Origin of the sequence: Gemella bergeri ATCC 700627, assembly GCF_000469465.1 — a bacterium.
Lineage (GTDB): Bacteria > Bacillota > Bacilli > Staphylococcales > Gemellaceae > Gemella > Gemella bergeri.
Map to the genome: position 1 here is coordinate 1 of NZ_KI271813.1, position 16,728 is coordinate 16,728.

The following is a 16,728-nucleotide window of genomic DNA, read 5'->3' on the forward strand; positions in this document are numbered from 1 at the left end:
CCCTATCAGTCCTATATTTTGTAGATCCTTTTATTTTTAAGTAAAAACCCTCACCTTTTATGTGAGAGTTTATAACAATTTTACATTTTAATATTCATTAGAAAAAATTAACTCTAGGAAGTAATCTTTCAACACTTTTATATATGTTCCTTTCATTCCTAATGATTTTGACTCGATAATACCTGCACTTTCTAATTTACGTAGTGCATTGACAATAACTGAGCGTGTAATCCCTACTCTATCTGCTATTTTACTGGCAATAAGCAATCCTTCCGTTCCATTTAATTCTTTAAAAATATGTTCAATTGCTTCTTTTTCTGAATATGAAAGAGAATTTAACGCCATATTAACCATATCTTTATCACGTGCCAGATTTTTTTCTTTATCTTGTTTTTCGTGCATGATTTCTATCCCCACCACAGTTGAAGCATATTCAGCAAGGACTAAATCATCGTCTTTAAAATCACTATCCATTCTACCGATTACCAGTGTACCTAGGCGTTCACCACCACCACGAATTGGTAAAATTACCGTATAGGTATTACCTTCAAATCTTTCCTCTTCTTCTTCAGGAAAAATAGAAAGTTCATTTTTAAATGGAATATTTACTTTTGTTGCATAAACTTTCATTGTAGCGTCCAGATATGCTTTGGGAACCTTTCTATCTTGAATTATTCTTTCCATTCTTTCATTAGAGTAGTCGATAATAGAATCATAACCTAATATATTCCCTTCAACATCTAATATGTAAACTACCGAGTCTAATATTGGGCTAAGTCGCATTGCCATTGCTTCGAAATCAACGTTGTCATGTCTTCCTTCTTGTAAAATTGTGCTTATTTTTCTTGTTTTTTGTAATAAACTTGCCATTTTTTTCTCCTTACAAAAATACTTCCCTGCTTATTATAACACCTATTTTACAAAATTGTAAGACTTTTTTTGAAATTTAATTAATTAATTTTGAAATTTTCTAAAATTTCTAACGATCTTTTAGCATATCTTGTATATTTTTCTTTTTTATCTTTTATTTTCTCTTCCAGTGGTTTAATTATTCCAAAATTTGCATTCATAGGTTGAAAATTCTTATTTGTATTATCAACAATATAATTCGCCATCGCTCCAATCATTGTTTCTGTTGGAAAAATTACTTCTTTATCCTCAGTATTATATATTGCATTTAAAGCTGCTACAATTCCTGAAGCCGCACTTTCTACATACCCCTCTACTCCTGTCATCTGCCCTGCGAAATAAATATTTTTTTCTTTTTTTAGACGATATGTTCTTTCCAGCAGTTGTGGTGAATTAAGATAAGTATTTCTGTGCATAACGCCGTAACGAACAATATTTGCATTTTCTAACCCCGGTATTAAATTAATAATACGTTTTTGTTCTCCCCATTTTAAATGAGTCTGAAACCCTACAATATTGTAAAGTGTCCCTTCTTTATTATCTTGACGCAACTGCACTACTGCATATGGTCTTTTTTCTGTTTTCGGATCTTCTAAACCTACAGGCTTCAATGGACCGAATAACAGTGTTTTTTCGCCACGTTTTGCCATTTCCTCAAATGGCATACATCCCTCAAAATAAATTTCTTTTTCAAATTCTTTTAGCGGTGCTACTTCGGCATTTATCAATTCATTATAAAAAGTATAAAATTCTTCTTTTGTCATAGGACAATTTAGATATGCAGCCTCTCCTTTATCATAACGTGATTTTAGATATACTTTTTCAAAATTTATTGAGTCTTTTTCAATAATTGGAGCTGCCGCATCATAAAAGTATAAACCGTCTTGGTTTGTATATTTTCTAATATCTTCACTTAATAAATCTGTAGTTAAAGGACCTGTAGCGACGATTACCGGTACATCACCTTTAGGTATTGCTGATATTTCTTTTTCTATAATATTGATATTCGGATGCTCTTTTATTTTTTCTGTTATCATCTTTGAAAAGCGATCTCTGTCTACCGCCAAAGCACCACCTGCCGGAACTTGAGTAGTATCGGCACATTCTATAATAATAGAATTCAGTCTTCTCATTTCTTCTTTCAACAATCCGACCGCATTTGTTATGTTATTCGCTCTTAATGAGTTTGAACACACCAACTCTGCAAAATTTTTCGTTTTATGTGCCGGAGTCATTTTTTTAGGACGCATTTCATATAAATCTACCTTAACGCCACGTGTTGCTAATTGCCATGCTGCTTCACTGCCGGCTAATCCTGCTCCAATTACGATTACTTTTTTTTCCATCAAATTCTCTCTTTCTTATAATAACTCTGAAAATTTATTTTGTAAATTTTTTTCTATTTCCATATTTTTAGTTGTTACTTTTCCATTTTTATCAAATAAATAAGTTTCCACACTTGTTAAAGTTTTTTTAATTAGTTCTGAATAATCATCACGCATTTCATACTCTACTATTTTCTCTAATTTCGGTTTTGTTTTCGGCGATTTTGGTGTAAAAATAGTACAACAATCCTCAAACGGTAAATTAGAAATTTTCAAAGTGCCTATATCAGTTGCAATTTTTATTATATCAACTTTATCCATTGTTAATAGCGGACGTAATATAGGAATATTGGTAACGGCGTTAATGCAGTTCATTGATTCCAGTGTTTGACTAGCTACTTGACCTAGTGATTCGCCGGTTGCTATAGCAAGACAATTTTCTTTTTTCGCAACTTCTTCCGCTATACGCAACATAAAACGGCGTGTTGAAGTCATAGTATAATTAGATGGTATTCTCTTTACTATTTCTGTTTGTAATTCTGTAAAATTTACCACATGTAATTTTACTCTTCCTACTACTTCACTAAGTTTTGTTGTTAAATCAAAAATTTTATTCAAAGCATCTTGGGATGTGAATGGTGGAGATTGAAAGTGAATCATTTCTACTTCAACACCTTTTACCTGCAAAGTATGAGCTGCCACCGGTGAATCAATACCACCAGAAAGCAATAATAATGCTTTTGATGATGTATTTACCGGAAAACCTCCAACACCTTTTATAAAATCTGTGAAAATAAAAATCCCTTCACTTCGTACTTCTACATTAATAATAAAATCCGGTTGTTTTACATTTACTTTTAAATTTGGGTAGTTTACCAATACGTAACTTCCAAAAATATTATTTAATTCATTAGTATTATAATCAAAATGTTTATTTGATCTTTTAGTTTGGATTTTAAATGTATAATTTTTATCTAATTTTGTATTCAATAAACTATCTATTATTTTTTTTGCTTTATCTATATTCAAATCAGCACGTAATACCGGTGAAAAATTGTGAATTCCGGGTATATGTTTTAATTTTTCTATGATTTTATCTATATAATCGTTATTATCAAAATGAATATACATTCTATCTCGTTTGGTTTGAATATGAAATCCTTTTAACCCTTGTAAGTTATATCGAATATTTTTTGTTAATTTTTTTAAAAATTCATTTCTGTTACCAGATTTTAGAGTAAGTTCTCCATATCTGATTATAATATGACTATATTCCACTCTCTATTACCTCTTTAAATTTTTTGTATTCTTCTTTAAATATACTAATAAATGTTTCAATCTCTTCTAAAGTTGTCATATAAGAAAAACTGACTCTAATGCTTCCTTGAATATTTTCTTTTGATAATCCTCGTGCATATAAGGCTTCATTCAAATGGAATGTTTTCGATGAACAAGCACTTGTTGTTGATACCATTATATCATGCTCATTAAGAGCATTAACTATTGCCTCCCCTTTTATCTTCGGTAAACTTATATTTAATATTGAATTAACATAATTATCATTTAATGGAGAATTTAAAACTACATATTCTAATTGTCCCAGTTCATCAATAATTTTCTTTTTAAAAACTTTATGTTGTTCTTTAACAATATCTATTTTCTCAAACGATAATCTTAATGCTTTAGCTAGTGATACTGCACCGGCTACATTAACCGTCCCGCTTCGCAGCCCGGTTTCTTGTCCCCCTCCGAATGTAATATTATGTACTGTACGACGTGATTTTAAATACAGTAGTCCAACACCTTTTAAACCATGAAACTTATGCGCAGAGATTGAATAGCTGTCAACCTTGGTCAAATTAATTTTTTCTTTTATAACCCCTTGTACACCATCAACATGAAAATGTACTTTCGGATAATCTTCTAATATCTTGATTATCTGTTCTATAGGTTGCACTGCACCAAAGATATTATTAACATGCATAACACTCACTAAAATTGTTTCTTTTGTTAATAAAGATTTAAAATGCTCAAGATTGATAAATCCATGTTTATCAACATCAACATAATCAAGAACGAAACCTCGATGTTCTAATTCTCTAAACGTTTCTAATACAGATGGATGTTCAATTTTAGAAACAATAATACGATTACCAAAATCTTTTTTATGTTCTACGCTTCCCAATAAAGCAATATTATTACTCTCCGTTGCACATGATGTAAAATATAAAGTATCGCTATCAACACCCAACAAACTTGCTATTTGTTCACGTGCAGCCGTTAATAATTTATTAGCAGTTTTTCCATATTTATTAATACTGGCAGGATTGCCGAAATATGTGCTGTTAATTTCAACAAATGTTTTTAAAACCTCTTCATATGGTTTTGTTGTTGCACAATTATCTAAATATATCATATTATTTCCTTTCAATATATTTCTTTACTAATTCATTAATTACTATAAAAGTATATAACAAATAATACGTTTTATCAATAGTAGTCAATTAAAACAAATATAACTATATAAATATAGATTTTTTATAAAATTAAATTTTTATTATCAAAAAACATAAATCATAAAATAAAATAGCACTAGGAACAATAATCTATGTGCTATCTTATCTAAGCTATTTTTCATTATTTACAACATCTTTTAAAATTTGATCCCATTTAGGAAGATTTCTATCTATTCTAATAGCTCTTTCACCATTAATTTTTAAAATACTATGTGAAGATGAAGCTAGAATAATAACTTCTTCATTGATTAGAAATTCATAGGAAAAAATCGTTTTAACACCGTTATGTTTATCAATCCATACTTTTATAAAGATATCTTGGTTTTCAAATTTAATATTTTTTCTTATTGAATATTTTACTTCAATATCGGCATAATATAAATCATACTCTATAAGACTATCAATATTAATCCCTAAACTACTAAAAAAATGTTTTTTAGCAAGATTAAGCCATTCATAAATATATTTATTATCTAAATATCCCGATTTATTAAAAAATTTCTTTTCCAATTTGAATTTTATAATTTTTTCATACATATTATCTCTCCTTAGCGATTAAATTAGAAATAGAGTTCATTAAAATCTCTGTTATTTCATCATGAGTTTTACCAGATTCTTTTAATGCCGTGGCATCTATTTCATCACCCACAACTATCTTTATCCTAGAAAATAATCTAAAATTCTTATTAGGTATTATAGCAAACGGTAATATTTTTGTTTTTGCCCTTGTCGCTATAAATGATGCTCCGTTATGTGTTTCACCCAAACTAAGCTCTTTAGATTTAGAACGAGTTCCTTCCGGAAATATTCCGACTACTTCTCCTTCTTTTAATAATTTTATACTCTTATTTATTGCCGTTTTATCAAATGTTCCTCTTTTAATCGGTATAGCACCTGTTGACTCTAATGCCTGCTTTACAAAAAATATTTTAAACAATTCTTCTTTTGCAATAAAACGAATATTTTTCGTGAAAAATGCCGGAAATAAAAGCGGATCGTGATTACTCAAATGATTCCCGGAAATAACTATTCCTTTAGCATTTTCAATTTTTGAACCATTTATTATTGTTACCTTGTAAAATATCCTATAATAAATCGACAGTAATATTTTTATAAATTTATACATAAATACACTTCCTCTAATTTAAAACATTTTTAATAAGTGAAACTATTTTCTCTACAACTTCATCTATAGATAAATCCGTTGTATCAATTAAAATTGCAGAATTAACTTTTACAAGAGGAGCGATTTCTCTATTTTCATCTTGATAATCACGTGCTGCAATGTCTTTCATAACATTTTTAAAATCAACGTCTGTAATACCTTGTTTTTTAAAATCAAGAACTCTTCGTCTCGCTCGTTCTTCTACACTTGCCGTTAAAAATATTTTCACATCGGCATTAGGTAAGACAACAGATGCAATATCTCTACCATCCATTATTATATTACCTACCTTTGATAAATTTCTTTGACTATCAATTAGAAAACTACGTACAGCGGGAGATTTTGAAAATAAAGATGTATATTTCGATACTTTTGCCGTTCTTATTTTACCACTTACGTCTTCGTTATTTATAAAAACATGCTGAATTCCTTTTATAAATTTAACTTCAAAATTAACTCGTTTTAATAATTCAACTATTTTTTCCTCGCATAATTCAGTTAAATTATTTTCTAAAAAATTATATGTTAATGCTCTATACATAGCACCAGTATCAACATAATTAAATCCTAATTTGTCAGCAACCAACTTAGTTATTGTACTTTTCCCCGATCCTGCCGGCCCATCAACAGCTACTGATATATATTTCATTTTATACCTCACGAAAATTTACTTTTATTTCTCCTAAAATTAATTAGAAATCTAAACAATTAATATTATAACATATACCACATTTAATCTCTAGTTTAATAATAATTTTATCTTAAATTAAATATAGGAGACGGTTAAAAAAATACATTTTTTATTCCGCTCCTACAAGATTTCTGATTAACCTTTATAATAAATCCTTAGAATTTTATTTTTTCAGAAATATATTCTTTAAGTTCACTTATTGGAAGACGAGTTTGTTCCATGGTATCACGATCACGAATTGTAACCATTCCATCATTTTCTGATTCGAAATCATATGTTATACAAAATGGAGTTCCTACTTCATCTTGTCGTCTGTAACGTTTACCTATAGAACCCGTTTCATCAAAATCCACCATAAAATCAGCTGATAATTCTTTATATATTTCCTCAGCTTTATTACTTAATTTTTTAGAAAGTGGTAATACAGCCGCTTTAAACGGTGCTAACACCGGATGAAATTTAAGCACTGTACGAGTATCATTTTCTCCAACCTGTTCTTCATTATACGCATCACATAAAAATGCTAATAAAACCCTATCAACTCCGACAGATGGTTCAATACAATATGGAATATACTTTTCTTTTGTTGATAAATCCTGATATGACAAGTCTTGACCTGAATATTCCATATGTTGTTTTAAATCATAATCTGTTCTATCGGCAACACCCCAAAGTTCTCCCCAACCAAATGGGAATTTAAACTCTATATCGGTTGTTGCATTTGAGTAATGTGATAATTCTTCTTTTTCATGATCACGTAAACGAATATTCTCTTTTGTCATCCCTAGATCTAGTAACCATTTTTCACAATAATTACGCCAGAAAGAGTGCCACTCTAAATCTTCACCGGGCTGACAGAAAAATTCAAGTTCCATTTGTTCAAACTCACGAGTTCTGAAAATAAAATTACCGGGTGTAATTTCATTACGAAATGATTTACCGATTTGTCCGATACCAAACGGAAGTTTTTTACGCATACTACGTTGAACATTTTTGAAATTAACAAAGATTCCTTGTGCAGTTTCCGGACGCAAATAAATTTGACTTGTAGCATTTTCTACAACACCTTGATTTGTTTTAAACATAAGATTAAATTGTCTTATATTTGTAAAATCATGTCCACCACACTCAGGACACTTAATTTGTTCACGTTTTATAATATTTTCCAATTCTTCAAATGGTAATCCATCTACAATTACATCTTCATTTTTTTCATTAAAGTAGTATTCTTCAATTAATTTATCAGCTCGTAATCTTGATTTACAAATTTTACAATCCATCATCGGATCACTAAAATTACCAATATGCCCTGATGCTTCCCAAGTACGTGGATTCATGAAAATAGCAGCATCTAATCCCACATTATATGATGATTCTTGTATAAATTTTTTCCACCATGCTTTTTTTATGTTATTTTTCAACTCAACACCTAGCGGACCATAGTCCCATGTATTGGCTAGACCACCATAAATTTCAGAACCCTGAAATACAAAACCTCTATTTTTTGCTAAAGATAATATTTTTTCCATTTTTATTTCCTCCTAAAATTAAAATATTAAATATAAAAAACCCTAGATATGCTAGGCATATCTAGGGACGAAAATTCTCCGCGGTTCCACCCTGATTAGTAAAAACTCAACTCATTTTTAGTATTAAATTTTATTAATGCCATTTTTAAATTATTGATCTTTCACCATCATCAACTCGCTTTAATATAGATATTTTACCATTTATTAACTAAAGTTTCAAGTAATTGCAGTAATTTTATAAACAAAATATTTATATTAATTATTTGTAGTTTTTATTTAATACAAATTTTTATTCTATTATACCTTTGAATCTTAAGTAGTTTTCGTAATCCATCTCTTTATTAATTACTCCATTCGGTGTTAACTCTATTACTCTATTAGCAATCGTTTGAATAAACTCATAGTCATGTGATGTAAAAATTACAGAACCTTTGAACTGTATAATTCCCTCATTAACCGCTGTAATTGATTCCAAATCAAGGTGATTGGTTGGTTCATCAAGTAAAATAACATTAGCTTTTGATAACATCATTTTAGATAACATACAACGCATTTTCTCTCCACCTGATAACACATGAGCTTTTTTCAATGCTTCTTCACCCGAAAACAACATTCTTCCTAAAAATGAACGTAAGTAAGCCTCTGATTCCTCTTCCGGTGAGGCATATTGTCGTAACCACTCGACTAACGAAAGCTTTAACCCCTCAAAATATTCCGTATTATCCTTTGGCATATAACTACGTGATGTCGTAATACCCCATTTTACAGTCCCGTTATCCGGTTCTAATTCACCGGCTAAAATTTTTAACAACGTAGTTTTCTCCATCTCATCACCTAATAAAATAACTTTATCATTCGGATTTACTGTAAAACTAATATTGTTTAATACTTTTTTGCCGTCAATTATTTTACTAACACCATCAACAATTAATAGATCATTACCAATTTCTCTATCCGGTGTAAAGCGAACGAATGGATAACGTCGACTGCTTGGCTTAATATCCTCAAGTGTAATTTTTTCCAACATTTTTTTTCTGCTGGTTGCTTGTTTTGATTTTGAAGCATTTGCAGAAAAGCGGGCGATAAAATCTTGAAGTTCTTTAATTTGCTCTTCTTTTTTCTTATTAGAATCTTCTGCCATACGACGTGCTAATTGACTTGAATGGTACCAAAAATCATAATTACCAACATATAGTTGAATTTTACCAAAATCTAAATCACAAATATGAGTACAGATATTATTTAGGAAATGTCTATCATGGCTGACTACGATAACCGTATTTTCAAAATTAATTAAAAATTCTTCTAACCATTTTATAGCACTGATATCAAGACCGTTGGTCGGCTCATCAAGTAACAATACATCCGGATTACCAAATAACGCCTGTGCCAATAATACTTTTACCTTAATCGCATTATCCAATTCCCCCATCAGCATATGATGATATTCAACACCAATTCCAAGACCTTCTAATAATTGGGCGGCGTCACTTTCAGCATTCCAACCGTCCATCTCCGCAAATTCTCCTTCAAGTTCCGCCGCAATAATACCATCTTCTTCAGTAAATGGATCTTTCATATAAATTTCATTTTTTCGATTCAAAACACTCCATAATTTCTCATGACCCATCATTACAACATCAATAACTTGATTTTCCTCATAAGCAAAGTGATTTTGACGCAATACCGCAAGGCGTTCTCCTTTTCCTAGTGATACATACCCTTGTTGAGAATCAAGCACTCCCGAAAGTAATTTTAAAAATGTTGTCTTGCCCGCTCCGTTAGCCCCAATAAGACCATAACAATTACCATTTGTAAATTTAATATTAACATCTTCAAACAGTTTTCTATCTGCAAAACGTAAACTTAAATTTGTTACTTGTAACATTCTTCTCTCCTTTATTAATAATTGACAAGCTCACCACAATTATTGATGAGCTTATCAATCTTTATTATTTATTTTCTTCTTTTTTACTAACACTTGCAATTAAATTTTCAATGTGGAGTGCGTACTCACTTGTTGTATCGTATTCAAAAATAAGTTCTGGAAATTTTCTTATTTTTATTTTTTTTGCTACTTCACTTTTTACAAAACCTTTAATTTTCGCAAGAGAATTTTTTGTTTTTTCTTTCTCTTTTTCCCCGCCTAATACGGTGTAGTAAACTTTCGCTTGGGAGTAATCTCCTGTCAAAACAACTTCTGTTACAGTTACAAATCCTAAGTTATGATTTTTTACTTTTGTGGTTAATACATAAGTAATTTCTTTTTTGATTTGCTCGGCAAGTCTATTGACCCTTACTTCTGACATATACTATTACCTCCTATTTTTTTACTTCTTCCATTATATATACTTCAAAGACATCCCCTTCTTTAATATCATTAAAGTTCTCTACGGTCATACCACATTCATAACTACTTTGAACCTCTTTGACATCATCTTTAAAACGTCTTAATGTATCAATTTCTCCTTCATAAATAACTACGCTATCACGAATAACACGTACTTTCCCATCACGTGATACCTTTCCTTCTGTCACATAAGCTCCCGCAATAGTACCAACTTTTGATACTTTGTATACTTGTCTTACTTCAGCAAGCCCAATTACTTTTTCTACAAACTCTGGATCTAAAAGACCGGTCATAGCAGACTCAATTTCTTCAATTACTTTGTAAATAATACTGTGCAAACGAATATCAACTTGTTCAGTTTGTGCCATTTGTTTAGCATTATTATCAGGGCGTACATTAAAGCCAATTACTACAGCTTTAGAAGCTATTGCTAATGTAATATCAGATTCGTTAATAGCTCCAACTCCTGTGTGAATAATACGTACATTAACACCCTCTACATCAATTTTTGCAAGTGACATGGCTAAGGCTTCCACAGAGCCCTGCACATCCGCTTTAATAATAATATTAAGATCTTTCATTTCACCTTGTTTCATTTGTTCAAACAAGGTATCTAATGATACAGCAGAATTTGCTTGACGTGTTGTTTCAATGTATTGTTGTTGGCGAATTTCACCAATATGACGAGCAGTTTTTTCATCACCGAACACAACAAATCTATCTCCGGCATTCGGGACATCTTGAAGCCCTGTAATTTCTACCGGTGTAGACGGTTTTGCTGTTTGAATATTTTTATTGCGATCATTAATCATAGCGCGAACACGACCAAAAGTATTACCGACAACCAACGGGTCACCAACGTTCAGACTTCCGTTTTGAACTAATAACGTAGCTACTGCACCACGTCCTTTATCCAATTTTGCCTCAATTACCGTACCTAGTGCAAGACGGTTCGGATTTGCTTTTAGTTCTTGCATTTCTGTTACTAATAAAATATTTTCTAACAATTCATCAATACCGTCACCTTTTAATGCAGAAATAGGTACAAAGATAGTATCTCCACCCCAATCTTCCGGAATTAGACCATATTCAACTAATTCATTCATTACGCGATCCGGATTAGCCTGCGGTTTATCCATTTTATTAACAGCCACGATAATAGGCACATCAGCTGCTTTTGCATGGTTTATGGCTTCAATAGTTTGAGGCATAACACCATCATCAGCGGCTACTACCAAAATAGTCACATCTGTAATTTTTGCTCCCCTTGCGCGCATAGTTGTAAAGGCTGCATGTCCCGGTGTATCTAAAAATGTAATTTTTTTATTTTTTGCTCGAACTTGGTATGCTCCAATATGTTGAGTAATACCACCGGCTTCTCCTGCTGTTACATGAGTATTTCTAATAGTATCCAGTAATGTGGTTTTACCATGATCGACATGCCCCATAATTGTAACAATTGGCGCACGCTCTTTTAAATCTTTTTCTTCATCTTCCGCCTCAAAGTATAAATCTAAATCTTCTTTATTAATTTCTACTTCTTCTTGAATTTCTTTACCATAGTCAATGGCAATTAATTCGATTTGTTCCAATGTTAATGACTGATTAATGTTTGCCATTATTTTAAGTTCCATAAATAACTTTTTAATTAATTCGGTTGAATTAATATTTAGTATTGTTGATAATTCTCCAACTGTCATCCCGTCTTTTACTAAAATTGTATCTTCAGAAATTGTTTCTTCTGTCGGTACTTCTATAATAGCCGGTTGTTGTTTTTGAGATTTTTTTATACGTTCTTTTTTGTTTTTATTTTTTTTCTTTTTACTTTTTTTACTTTCTTGTTCTACTTGTTGGTTAATATTTTTTTGTTTGTTATTTTTCTTTTGAGGCTTATTTTCTTTTTTAATCTGTTTTTTAGTATCTGTTTTCTTTTTAAAAATACTGTCTAATTTCTCTAACCCCTCTTGTGTTAACATTGACATATGATTAGATACTTCGATATTAGCCTCTTTTAGTATATTTATTAATTCTTTTGATTGTTTTCCGATTTCTTTGGCATATTCATATACTCTGACTTTTTTCATTACTGTCGTCCTCCTTCTTTCAATAATTGTTTAAACTTTTTTATAAATCCGTCATCTGTTATTCCTACAGCTACTCTATTATCACGACCAATAGCAGCACTAATTTGTTCTACTGTGGAAAAAGTTACGTTTTCTATTTTATAAAAATTTGATTTATCTTCTAATTTCTTTTTAGTATTTGCCCCACAGTCTTTGGCAATAATTAATAATTTTATTTTTTTATTTTTAAGATTTTTTACTATTAAATCTTCTCCGGTAACCAGTTTTCCTGCACGTTGCATTAAACCTAATAAATTAAATACTTTGTTCATTATTTTTGTGGTATTGACTTTCTATATATTAATCTAATAACTTCCTTATATATTGGTTCCATTTCTTCCGAGGTTGCACTGAAAAATTTTTCTAATTGTTTTTTTTCTTGTGCTTTTTGAATTACTTCTAAATCTGATACAACATATGCGCCACGTCCGGCTTTTTTACCTGTTGGATCAACGGAAACTTCCCCTTCTTTATTTTTTACTATTCTCAATAGCTCTTTTTTGGGGAACATTTCATTTGTTAAAATACATCTTCTTGTTGGAATTTTTCTCTTTTTCATAGTACCACCTCAATTATTCAACTGCTTTTATATCAATTTTCCATCCTGTTAATTTTGCAGCTAAACGGACATTCTGCCCTTTTTTACCAATAGCTAACGATAATTGATCTTCATTTACTTTAACATTAGCAACTTTTTCCTCTTCATCAATAATAATTTCCTCAACATTAGCCGGAGCTAAAGCATTAGTAATAAATTTAATAGGATCCGAATCCCAAGTTATAATATCTATTTTCTCACCATTTAATTCATCAACAATTATTTTTACACGTTCACCTTTATTTCCTACACATGATCCTACCGGATCTATGTTCTTATCTTCAGTATAAACAGCGATTTTTGTTCTATCTCCTGCCTCACGCGAAATACTTTTAATTTCTACAACGCCGCTGTAAATTTCCGGTACCTCTTGTTCAAATAGACGACGAATAAATTCTGGATGCGAACGTGATGCAAGAACATGCGGTTTACTTCCACGTGTTGGATTATCTACCTTGGCGATATATACTTTAATTGGAGATTGAGGAACATAAATTTCACCTTTTACCCTTTCATTCTCTCCTAAAATAGCTTCGATTTTCCCAAGCTTCACATAAACATAGCGTGTATCAATTCTATCGACTGTTCCCGATAATATTTCTCCTTCATATTCACTATATTCTTTATATAAAATTTCTTTTTCAGCCTCTCGTAATCTTTGTAGTAATGCTTGTTTTGCTGCTTGTGCACCCACTCTACCAAAATCATTAGGAAAATCTTCTTCTTCATAAATATCCCCTACTTCGTAAGCTGGATTTATTTTTAAAGCATCTTCTAATGCAAATTCAATTCTATCATCATATACTTCTTCAACAACATCTTTTCTTATAATAAATTTATAGTCACCGGTTGTTCTGTTAAAATCTACTCTAACATTTTTTGCTGCATTAAAATTTTTCTTATATGCTGATAATAACGCTAATTCAATAGCCTCTACTAATATATCTTCAGAAATTCCTTTTTCTTGTTCAATTAATTTTATAGCTTTAAGCAAATCCTTGCTCATTTTTTTATTCTCCTTTTTTTATTAAAATTTTACAGCTAATCTAATTTTAGCAATTTTTTCATAATTAATCTTTGTTTTTTTTACACGAGCTTTATCCTTATACTCAATCGCTATTTCATTATCAACGACTTCCAATATGTCACCATAAAACTCTTTTTGATTATCAATTTTTTCGTAAGTTTTAATATAAACATGTTTTCCTACAGAATTAGCCACTTCTATTAAACTACGTAAATCTCTTTCTATACCGGGAGAAGATACTTCTAAATAATATTTATCACTAATAAAATCTTCCTTATCCAATTCAAGTGCAAGCCGTTCACTCAATACTACACAATCATCAAGTGTAAGTCCACCGTCTTTATCAAAATAAACACGTAAGAAATACTCATTACCTTCCTTAACATATTCAACATCATAAAGAGAATATTCAGTATCCTTAGTTTGTTCGTCGGAAATTGCTTTTACCTTTTCGACAATACTCATAATAAACACCTCTCAATCTTCATTTAATAATTTTTCACTATATAATAATACTGTTGAAATAAATATAGTTTTTTATCCAATATAAAAGAGCGGAGAACTTTCAAAATTCACCACCCTTTCGGTAATTTATTTCAATACAAATATAATTGTAACATAATAATATACAAAAATCAAATTTTTATATATTATTCTGCACGTATGACCTCAATTTTATACCCGTCCGGATCTTTTATAAAATAATAACTCGGCGGGAATCCCGGTAATCCTTTTAAATCAGTAACATCATACCCAGCTTCAACATGCTTTGTATGCAATTTTTCCAGATTGTCAACAGATATAGCAATATGTCCATATCCGTTACCTAAATCATATGAATCGTGATCATAATTATATGTCAATTCCAATTCATAGTTGGAATTAGGTAAAGTTAGATATACTAATGTAAACTTATATTCCGGAAAATCCCTTACTCTACTCTTTTTAAAATCAAATGCTTCTACATAAAATTTTATTGATTTTTCCAAATCAGCGACTCTGTAACAAGTATGAATCATTGTTTGTACCATGATAATACTCCTTTTATTATAATATTGTCCATCCTAAAGCAATCGAACCAATTCCTAAATGTGTAGAAATAACAGGACTAATTTCAGCTATTTCCATTTCTACACCAACATAATTATCTTTAATATAATCCCTTATTTCTATTGCGTTATTTGGAGAATCAATATGGAGAATACATACTCGAATATTCTCTCCCTTATTCTCCCTATAAAATTCATCAAAAAGTTCTAATATTCTAGAAACTCCCTTTTTATAAGTACGAATTTTTTGGAATGGAACTATCACCTTATTTTCAAAATGTAAAATCGGTTTTACTTGTAACAAGTTCCCCACCAAAGCTTGCGCTCCATTCAAGCGACCACCACGCTGAAGATGTGATAAATCATCAACCATAAAATATGCCTTAGAAACTTTTTTCATATCATTTAATGCACTAATTATTTCTTTAGGTTTTTTACCTTCTTTTATTAGTTTAGCTGCTTTTATGGCGTAATATCCCTCAGGTAAACACGATATCTCTGAATCAAATGGATAAACATTAATGCCATCAACCATTAATCCTGCCACTGAGTAAGAAGAAAATGTTCCACTAATACCGCTTGACAAGGCTATCGAAATGACATCTGTATATCCCTCTTTTTTTAATTTCTCCAAACAAGCTACTACTTCTCCTATCGCAGGTTGTGAAGTAGTAGGAAATGCGTTATTAGGATTTTTCAAATACTCATTATATTTTTCCACAGGCATATCCACAATTTCTTTATAAGAAGTTCCATCTATAATTATATTAAGAAAAATTGTACGGATATCCAATTCTTTTTTTATTTCTTCCGGAAGATATGCCGTAGAGTCCATCATAATTGCTATTTTTTCCACTCTATTTAGCGACTATCAAAAGATAGCTTTTCCTTTCCTAGAATTTTTCCACATTATAAAGTTCTAATTCAACTTTAGTTTCTCTTCCCATAAGTTCAATCATAACATCAACCTTGTAGTTAGATAAATCCAAATGAACTACTTTTCCTTCCATATCTACAAATGGCCCGGAAATAACACGAACATGATCTCCAATTTCTATATCTACATCTACTACGCTAGATAATCCCATTTGTTGTAAAATAAAGTTAATTTCTTCCGGCAATAATGGGCTTGGTTTAGTCCCTCCACCATGTGAACCGACAAAACCTGTTACTCCCGGAGTATTCCTTACAACAAACCAAGAATCATCTGTCATTACAAGTTCTACAAGGACATATCCCGGAAAAGTTTTTCTATTAACTTCTTTTCTCTTTCCAGTCGGTGTAACAATAATTTCTTTTTCTTCCGGAACAACTATTCTAAAAATTTTGTCTTCCATATTTAAAGATTCTACACGTTTTTCTATATTGTCTTTTACTTTATTTTCATATCCTGAATATGTATGAATAACATACCATTCTTTTGTTACTGTATCGCTCATAACAACC

18 protein-coding genes are annotated in these 16,728 nt (G+C 30.7%); all 18 read right to left on the reverse strand.

The annotated features are described in order from the left end of the window. Positions 1-87: 87 nt before the first annotated feature. Positions 88-870 (reverse strand): GTP-sensing pleiotropic transcriptional regulator CodY, encoded by a 783-nt coding sequence (gene codY, locus HMPREF1983_RS01765; RefSeq protein ID WP_021752568.1) that lies wholly within the window; start codon positions 868-870, stop codon positions 88-90. An 80-nt stretch (positions 871-950) separates the two neighbouring features. Then, positions 951-2,255: an FADH(2)-oxidizing methylenetetrahydrofolate--tRNA-(uracil(54)-C(5))-methyltransferase TrmFO gene (gene trmFO, locus HMPREF1983_RS01770; RefSeq protein WP_021752569.1), complete on the reverse strand. Its 1,305-nt coding sequence runs from the start codon at positions 2,253-2,255 to the stop codon at positions 951-953. Positions 2,256-2,270: 15 nt separating this feature from the next. Beyond that, a complete protein-coding gene (gene thiI / locus HMPREF1983_RS01775) occupies positions 2,271-3,512 on the reverse strand; it encodes a tRNA uracil 4-sulfurtransferase ThiI (protein WP_021752570.1) in 1,242 nt (413 codons plus the stop codon). Then, positions 3,502-4,650: a cysteine desulfurase family protein gene (locus HMPREF1983_RS01780; protein WP_021752571.1), complete on the reverse strand. Its 1,149-nt coding sequence runs from the start codon at positions 4,648-4,650 to the stop codon at positions 3,502-3,504. The genes thiI and HMPREF1983_RS01780 overlap by 11 nt, the downstream gene beginning before the upstream one ends. Positions 4,651-4,861: 211 nt before the next feature. Then, positions 4,862-5,287 (reverse strand): acyl-CoA thioesterase family protein, encoded by a 426-nt coding sequence (locus HMPREF1983_RS01785; protein WP_021752572.1) that lies wholly within the window; start codon positions 5,285-5,287, stop codon positions 4,862-4,864. A 1-nt stretch (position 5,288) separates the two neighbouring features. Then, positions 5,289-5,876 carry a lysophospholipid acyltransferase family protein gene (locus tag HMPREF1983_RS01790; protein ID WP_021752573.1) on the reverse strand — a complete coding sequence of 196 codons (588 nt, stop codon included), beginning with the start codon at positions 5,874-5,876 and terminating at the stop codon, positions 5,289-5,291. A 13-nt stretch (positions 5,877-5,889) separates the two neighbouring features. Further along, positions 5,890-6,564 carry a (d)CMP kinase gene (gene cmk / locus HMPREF1983_RS01795; protein WP_021752574.1) on the reverse strand — a complete coding sequence of 225 codons (675 nt, stop codon included), beginning with the start codon at positions 6,562-6,564 and terminating at the stop codon, positions 5,890-5,892. A gap of 197 nt (positions 6,565-6,761) precedes the next feature. Then, entirely contained in the window at positions 6,762-8,135 is a 1,374-nt protein-coding gene (locus HMPREF1983_RS01800) for a glycine--tRNA ligase (protein ID WP_021752575.1), read from the reverse strand. A gap of 289 nt (positions 8,136-8,424) precedes the next feature. Beyond that, positions 8,425-10,023, reverse strand: coding sequence for an ABC-F family ATP-binding cassette domain-containing protein (locus tag HMPREF1983_RS01805; RefSeq protein ID WP_021752576.1), 1,599 nt, complete (start codon positions 10,021-10,023; stop codon positions 8,425-8,427). A gap of 64 nt (positions 10,024-10,087) precedes the next feature. Then, positions 10,088-10,444 carry a 30S ribosome-binding factor RbfA gene (gene rbfA / locus HMPREF1983_RS01810; RefSeq protein WP_021752577.1) on the reverse strand — a complete coding sequence of 119 codons (357 nt, stop codon included), beginning with the start codon at positions 10,442-10,444 and terminating at the stop codon, positions 10,088-10,090. 13 nt (positions 10,445-10,457) lie between these two features. Then, the gene (gene infB, locus HMPREF1983_RS01815; RefSeq protein ID WP_021752578.1) at positions 10,458-12,569 is read right to left on the reverse strand and encodes a translation initiation factor IF-2; all 2,112 of its coding nucleotides are present in this window, start codon (positions 12,567-12,569) and stop codon (positions 10,458-10,460) included. Continuing rightward, positions 12,569-12,880: a L7Ae/L30e/S12e/Gadd45 family ribosomal protein gene (locus HMPREF1983_RS01820; RefSeq protein WP_021752579.1), complete on the reverse strand. Its 312-nt coding sequence runs from the start codon at positions 12,878-12,880 to the stop codon at positions 12,569-12,571. Before HMPREF1983_RS01820 ends, infB begins: the two co-directional genes overlap by 1 nt. Next, complete coding sequence (gene rnpM / locus HMPREF1983_RS01825) at positions 12,880-13,167, reverse strand: RNase P modulator RnpM (protein ID WP_021752580.1); 288 nt, start codon at positions 13,165-13,167, stop codon at positions 12,880-12,882. Before rnpM ends, HMPREF1983_RS01820 begins: the two co-directional genes overlap by 1 nt. A 13-nt stretch (positions 13,168-13,180) precedes the next feature. Beyond that, a complete protein-coding gene (gene nusA, locus HMPREF1983_RS01830; RefSeq protein WP_021752581.1) occupies positions 13,181-14,212 on the reverse strand; it encodes a transcription termination factor NusA in 1,032 nt (343 codons plus the stop codon). Between the two features lie 21 nt (positions 14,213-14,233). Beyond that, a complete protein-coding gene (gene rimP / locus HMPREF1983_RS01835) occupies positions 14,234-14,698 on the reverse strand; it encodes a ribosome maturation factor RimP (RefSeq protein ID WP_021752582.1) in 465 nt (154 codons plus the stop codon). A 185-nt stretch (positions 14,699-14,883) separates the two neighbouring features. Continuing rightward, positions 14,884-15,264: a lactoylglutathione lyase gene (gene gloA, locus HMPREF1983_RS01840; RefSeq protein ID WP_021752583.1), complete on the reverse strand. Its 381-nt coding sequence runs from the start codon at positions 15,262-15,264 to the stop codon at positions 14,884-14,886. Between the two features lie 16 nt (positions 15,265-15,280). Beyond that, positions 15,281-16,138: a DegV family protein gene (locus HMPREF1983_RS01845; RefSeq protein WP_021752584.1), complete on the reverse strand. Its 858-nt coding sequence runs from the start codon at positions 16,136-16,138 to the stop codon at positions 15,281-15,283. Between the two features lie 37 nt (positions 16,139-16,175). Next, a complete protein-coding gene (gene nusG, locus HMPREF1983_RS01850) occupies positions 16,176-16,721 on the reverse strand; it encodes a transcription termination/antitermination protein NusG (protein WP_021752585.1) in 546 nt (181 codons plus the stop codon). Between the last annotated feature and the right edge of the window lie 7 nt (positions 16,722-16,728).

Coding starts and splice junctions, on each gene's coding strand:
- HMPREF1983_RS01805 (WP_021752576.1), bottom strand. CDS start 10,023: ATGTTACAAGTAACAAATTTAAGTTTACGTTTTGCAGATAGAAAACTG.
- HMPREF1983_RS01800 (WP_021752575.1), bottom strand. CDS start 8,135: ATGGAAAAAATATTATCTTTAGCAAAAAATAGAGGTTTTGTATTTCAG.
- rnpM (WP_021752580.1), bottom strand. CDS start 13,167: ATGAAAAAGAGAAAAATTCCAACAAGAAGATGTATTTTAACAAATGAA.
- trmFO (WP_021752569.1), bottom strand. CDS start 2,255: ATGGAAAAAAAAGTAATCGTAATTGGAGCAGGATTAGCCGGCAGTGAA.
- cmk (WP_021752574.1), bottom strand. CDS start 6,564: ATGAAATATATATCAGTAGCTGTTGATGGGCCGGCAGGATCGGGGAAA.
- gloA (WP_021752583.1), bottom strand. CDS start 15,264: ATGGTACAAACAATGATTCATACTTGTTACAGAGTCGCTGATTTGGAA.
- rbfA (WP_021752577.1), bottom strand. CDS start 10,444: ATGTCAGAAGTAAGGGTCAATAGACTTGCCGAGCAAATCAAAAAAGAA.
- codY (WP_021752568.1), bottom strand. CDS start 870: ATGGCAAGTTTATTACAAAAAACAAGAAAAATAAGCACAATTTTACAA.
- infB (WP_021752578.1), bottom strand. CDS start 12,569: ATGAAAAAAGTCAGAGTATATGAATATGCCAAAGAAATCGGAAAACAA.
- rimP (WP_021752582.1), bottom strand. CDS start 14,698: ATGAGTATTGTCGAAAAGGTAAAAGCAATTTCCGACGAACAAACTAAG.
- nusG (WP_021752585.1), bottom strand. CDS start 16,721: ATGAGCGATACAGTAACAAAAGAATGGTATGTTATTCATACATATTCA.
- nusA (WP_021752581.1), bottom strand. CDS start 14,212: ATGAGCAAGGATTTGCTTAAAGCTATAAAATTAATTGAACAAGAAAAA.
- HMPREF1983_RS01780 (WP_021752571.1), bottom strand. CDS start 4,650: ATGATATATTTAGATAATTGTGCAACAACAAAACCATATGAAGAGGTT.
- HMPREF1983_RS01790 (WP_021752573.1), bottom strand. CDS start 5,876: ATGTATAAATTTATAAAAATATTACTGTCGATTTATTATAGGATATTT.
- HMPREF1983_RS01820 (WP_021752579.1), bottom strand. CDS start 12,880: ATGAACAAAGTATTTAATTTATTAGGTTTAATGCAACGTGCAGGAAAA.
- HMPREF1983_RS01785 (WP_021752572.1), bottom strand. CDS start 5,287: ATGTATGAAAAAATTATAAAATTCAAATTGGAAAAGAAATTTTTTAAT.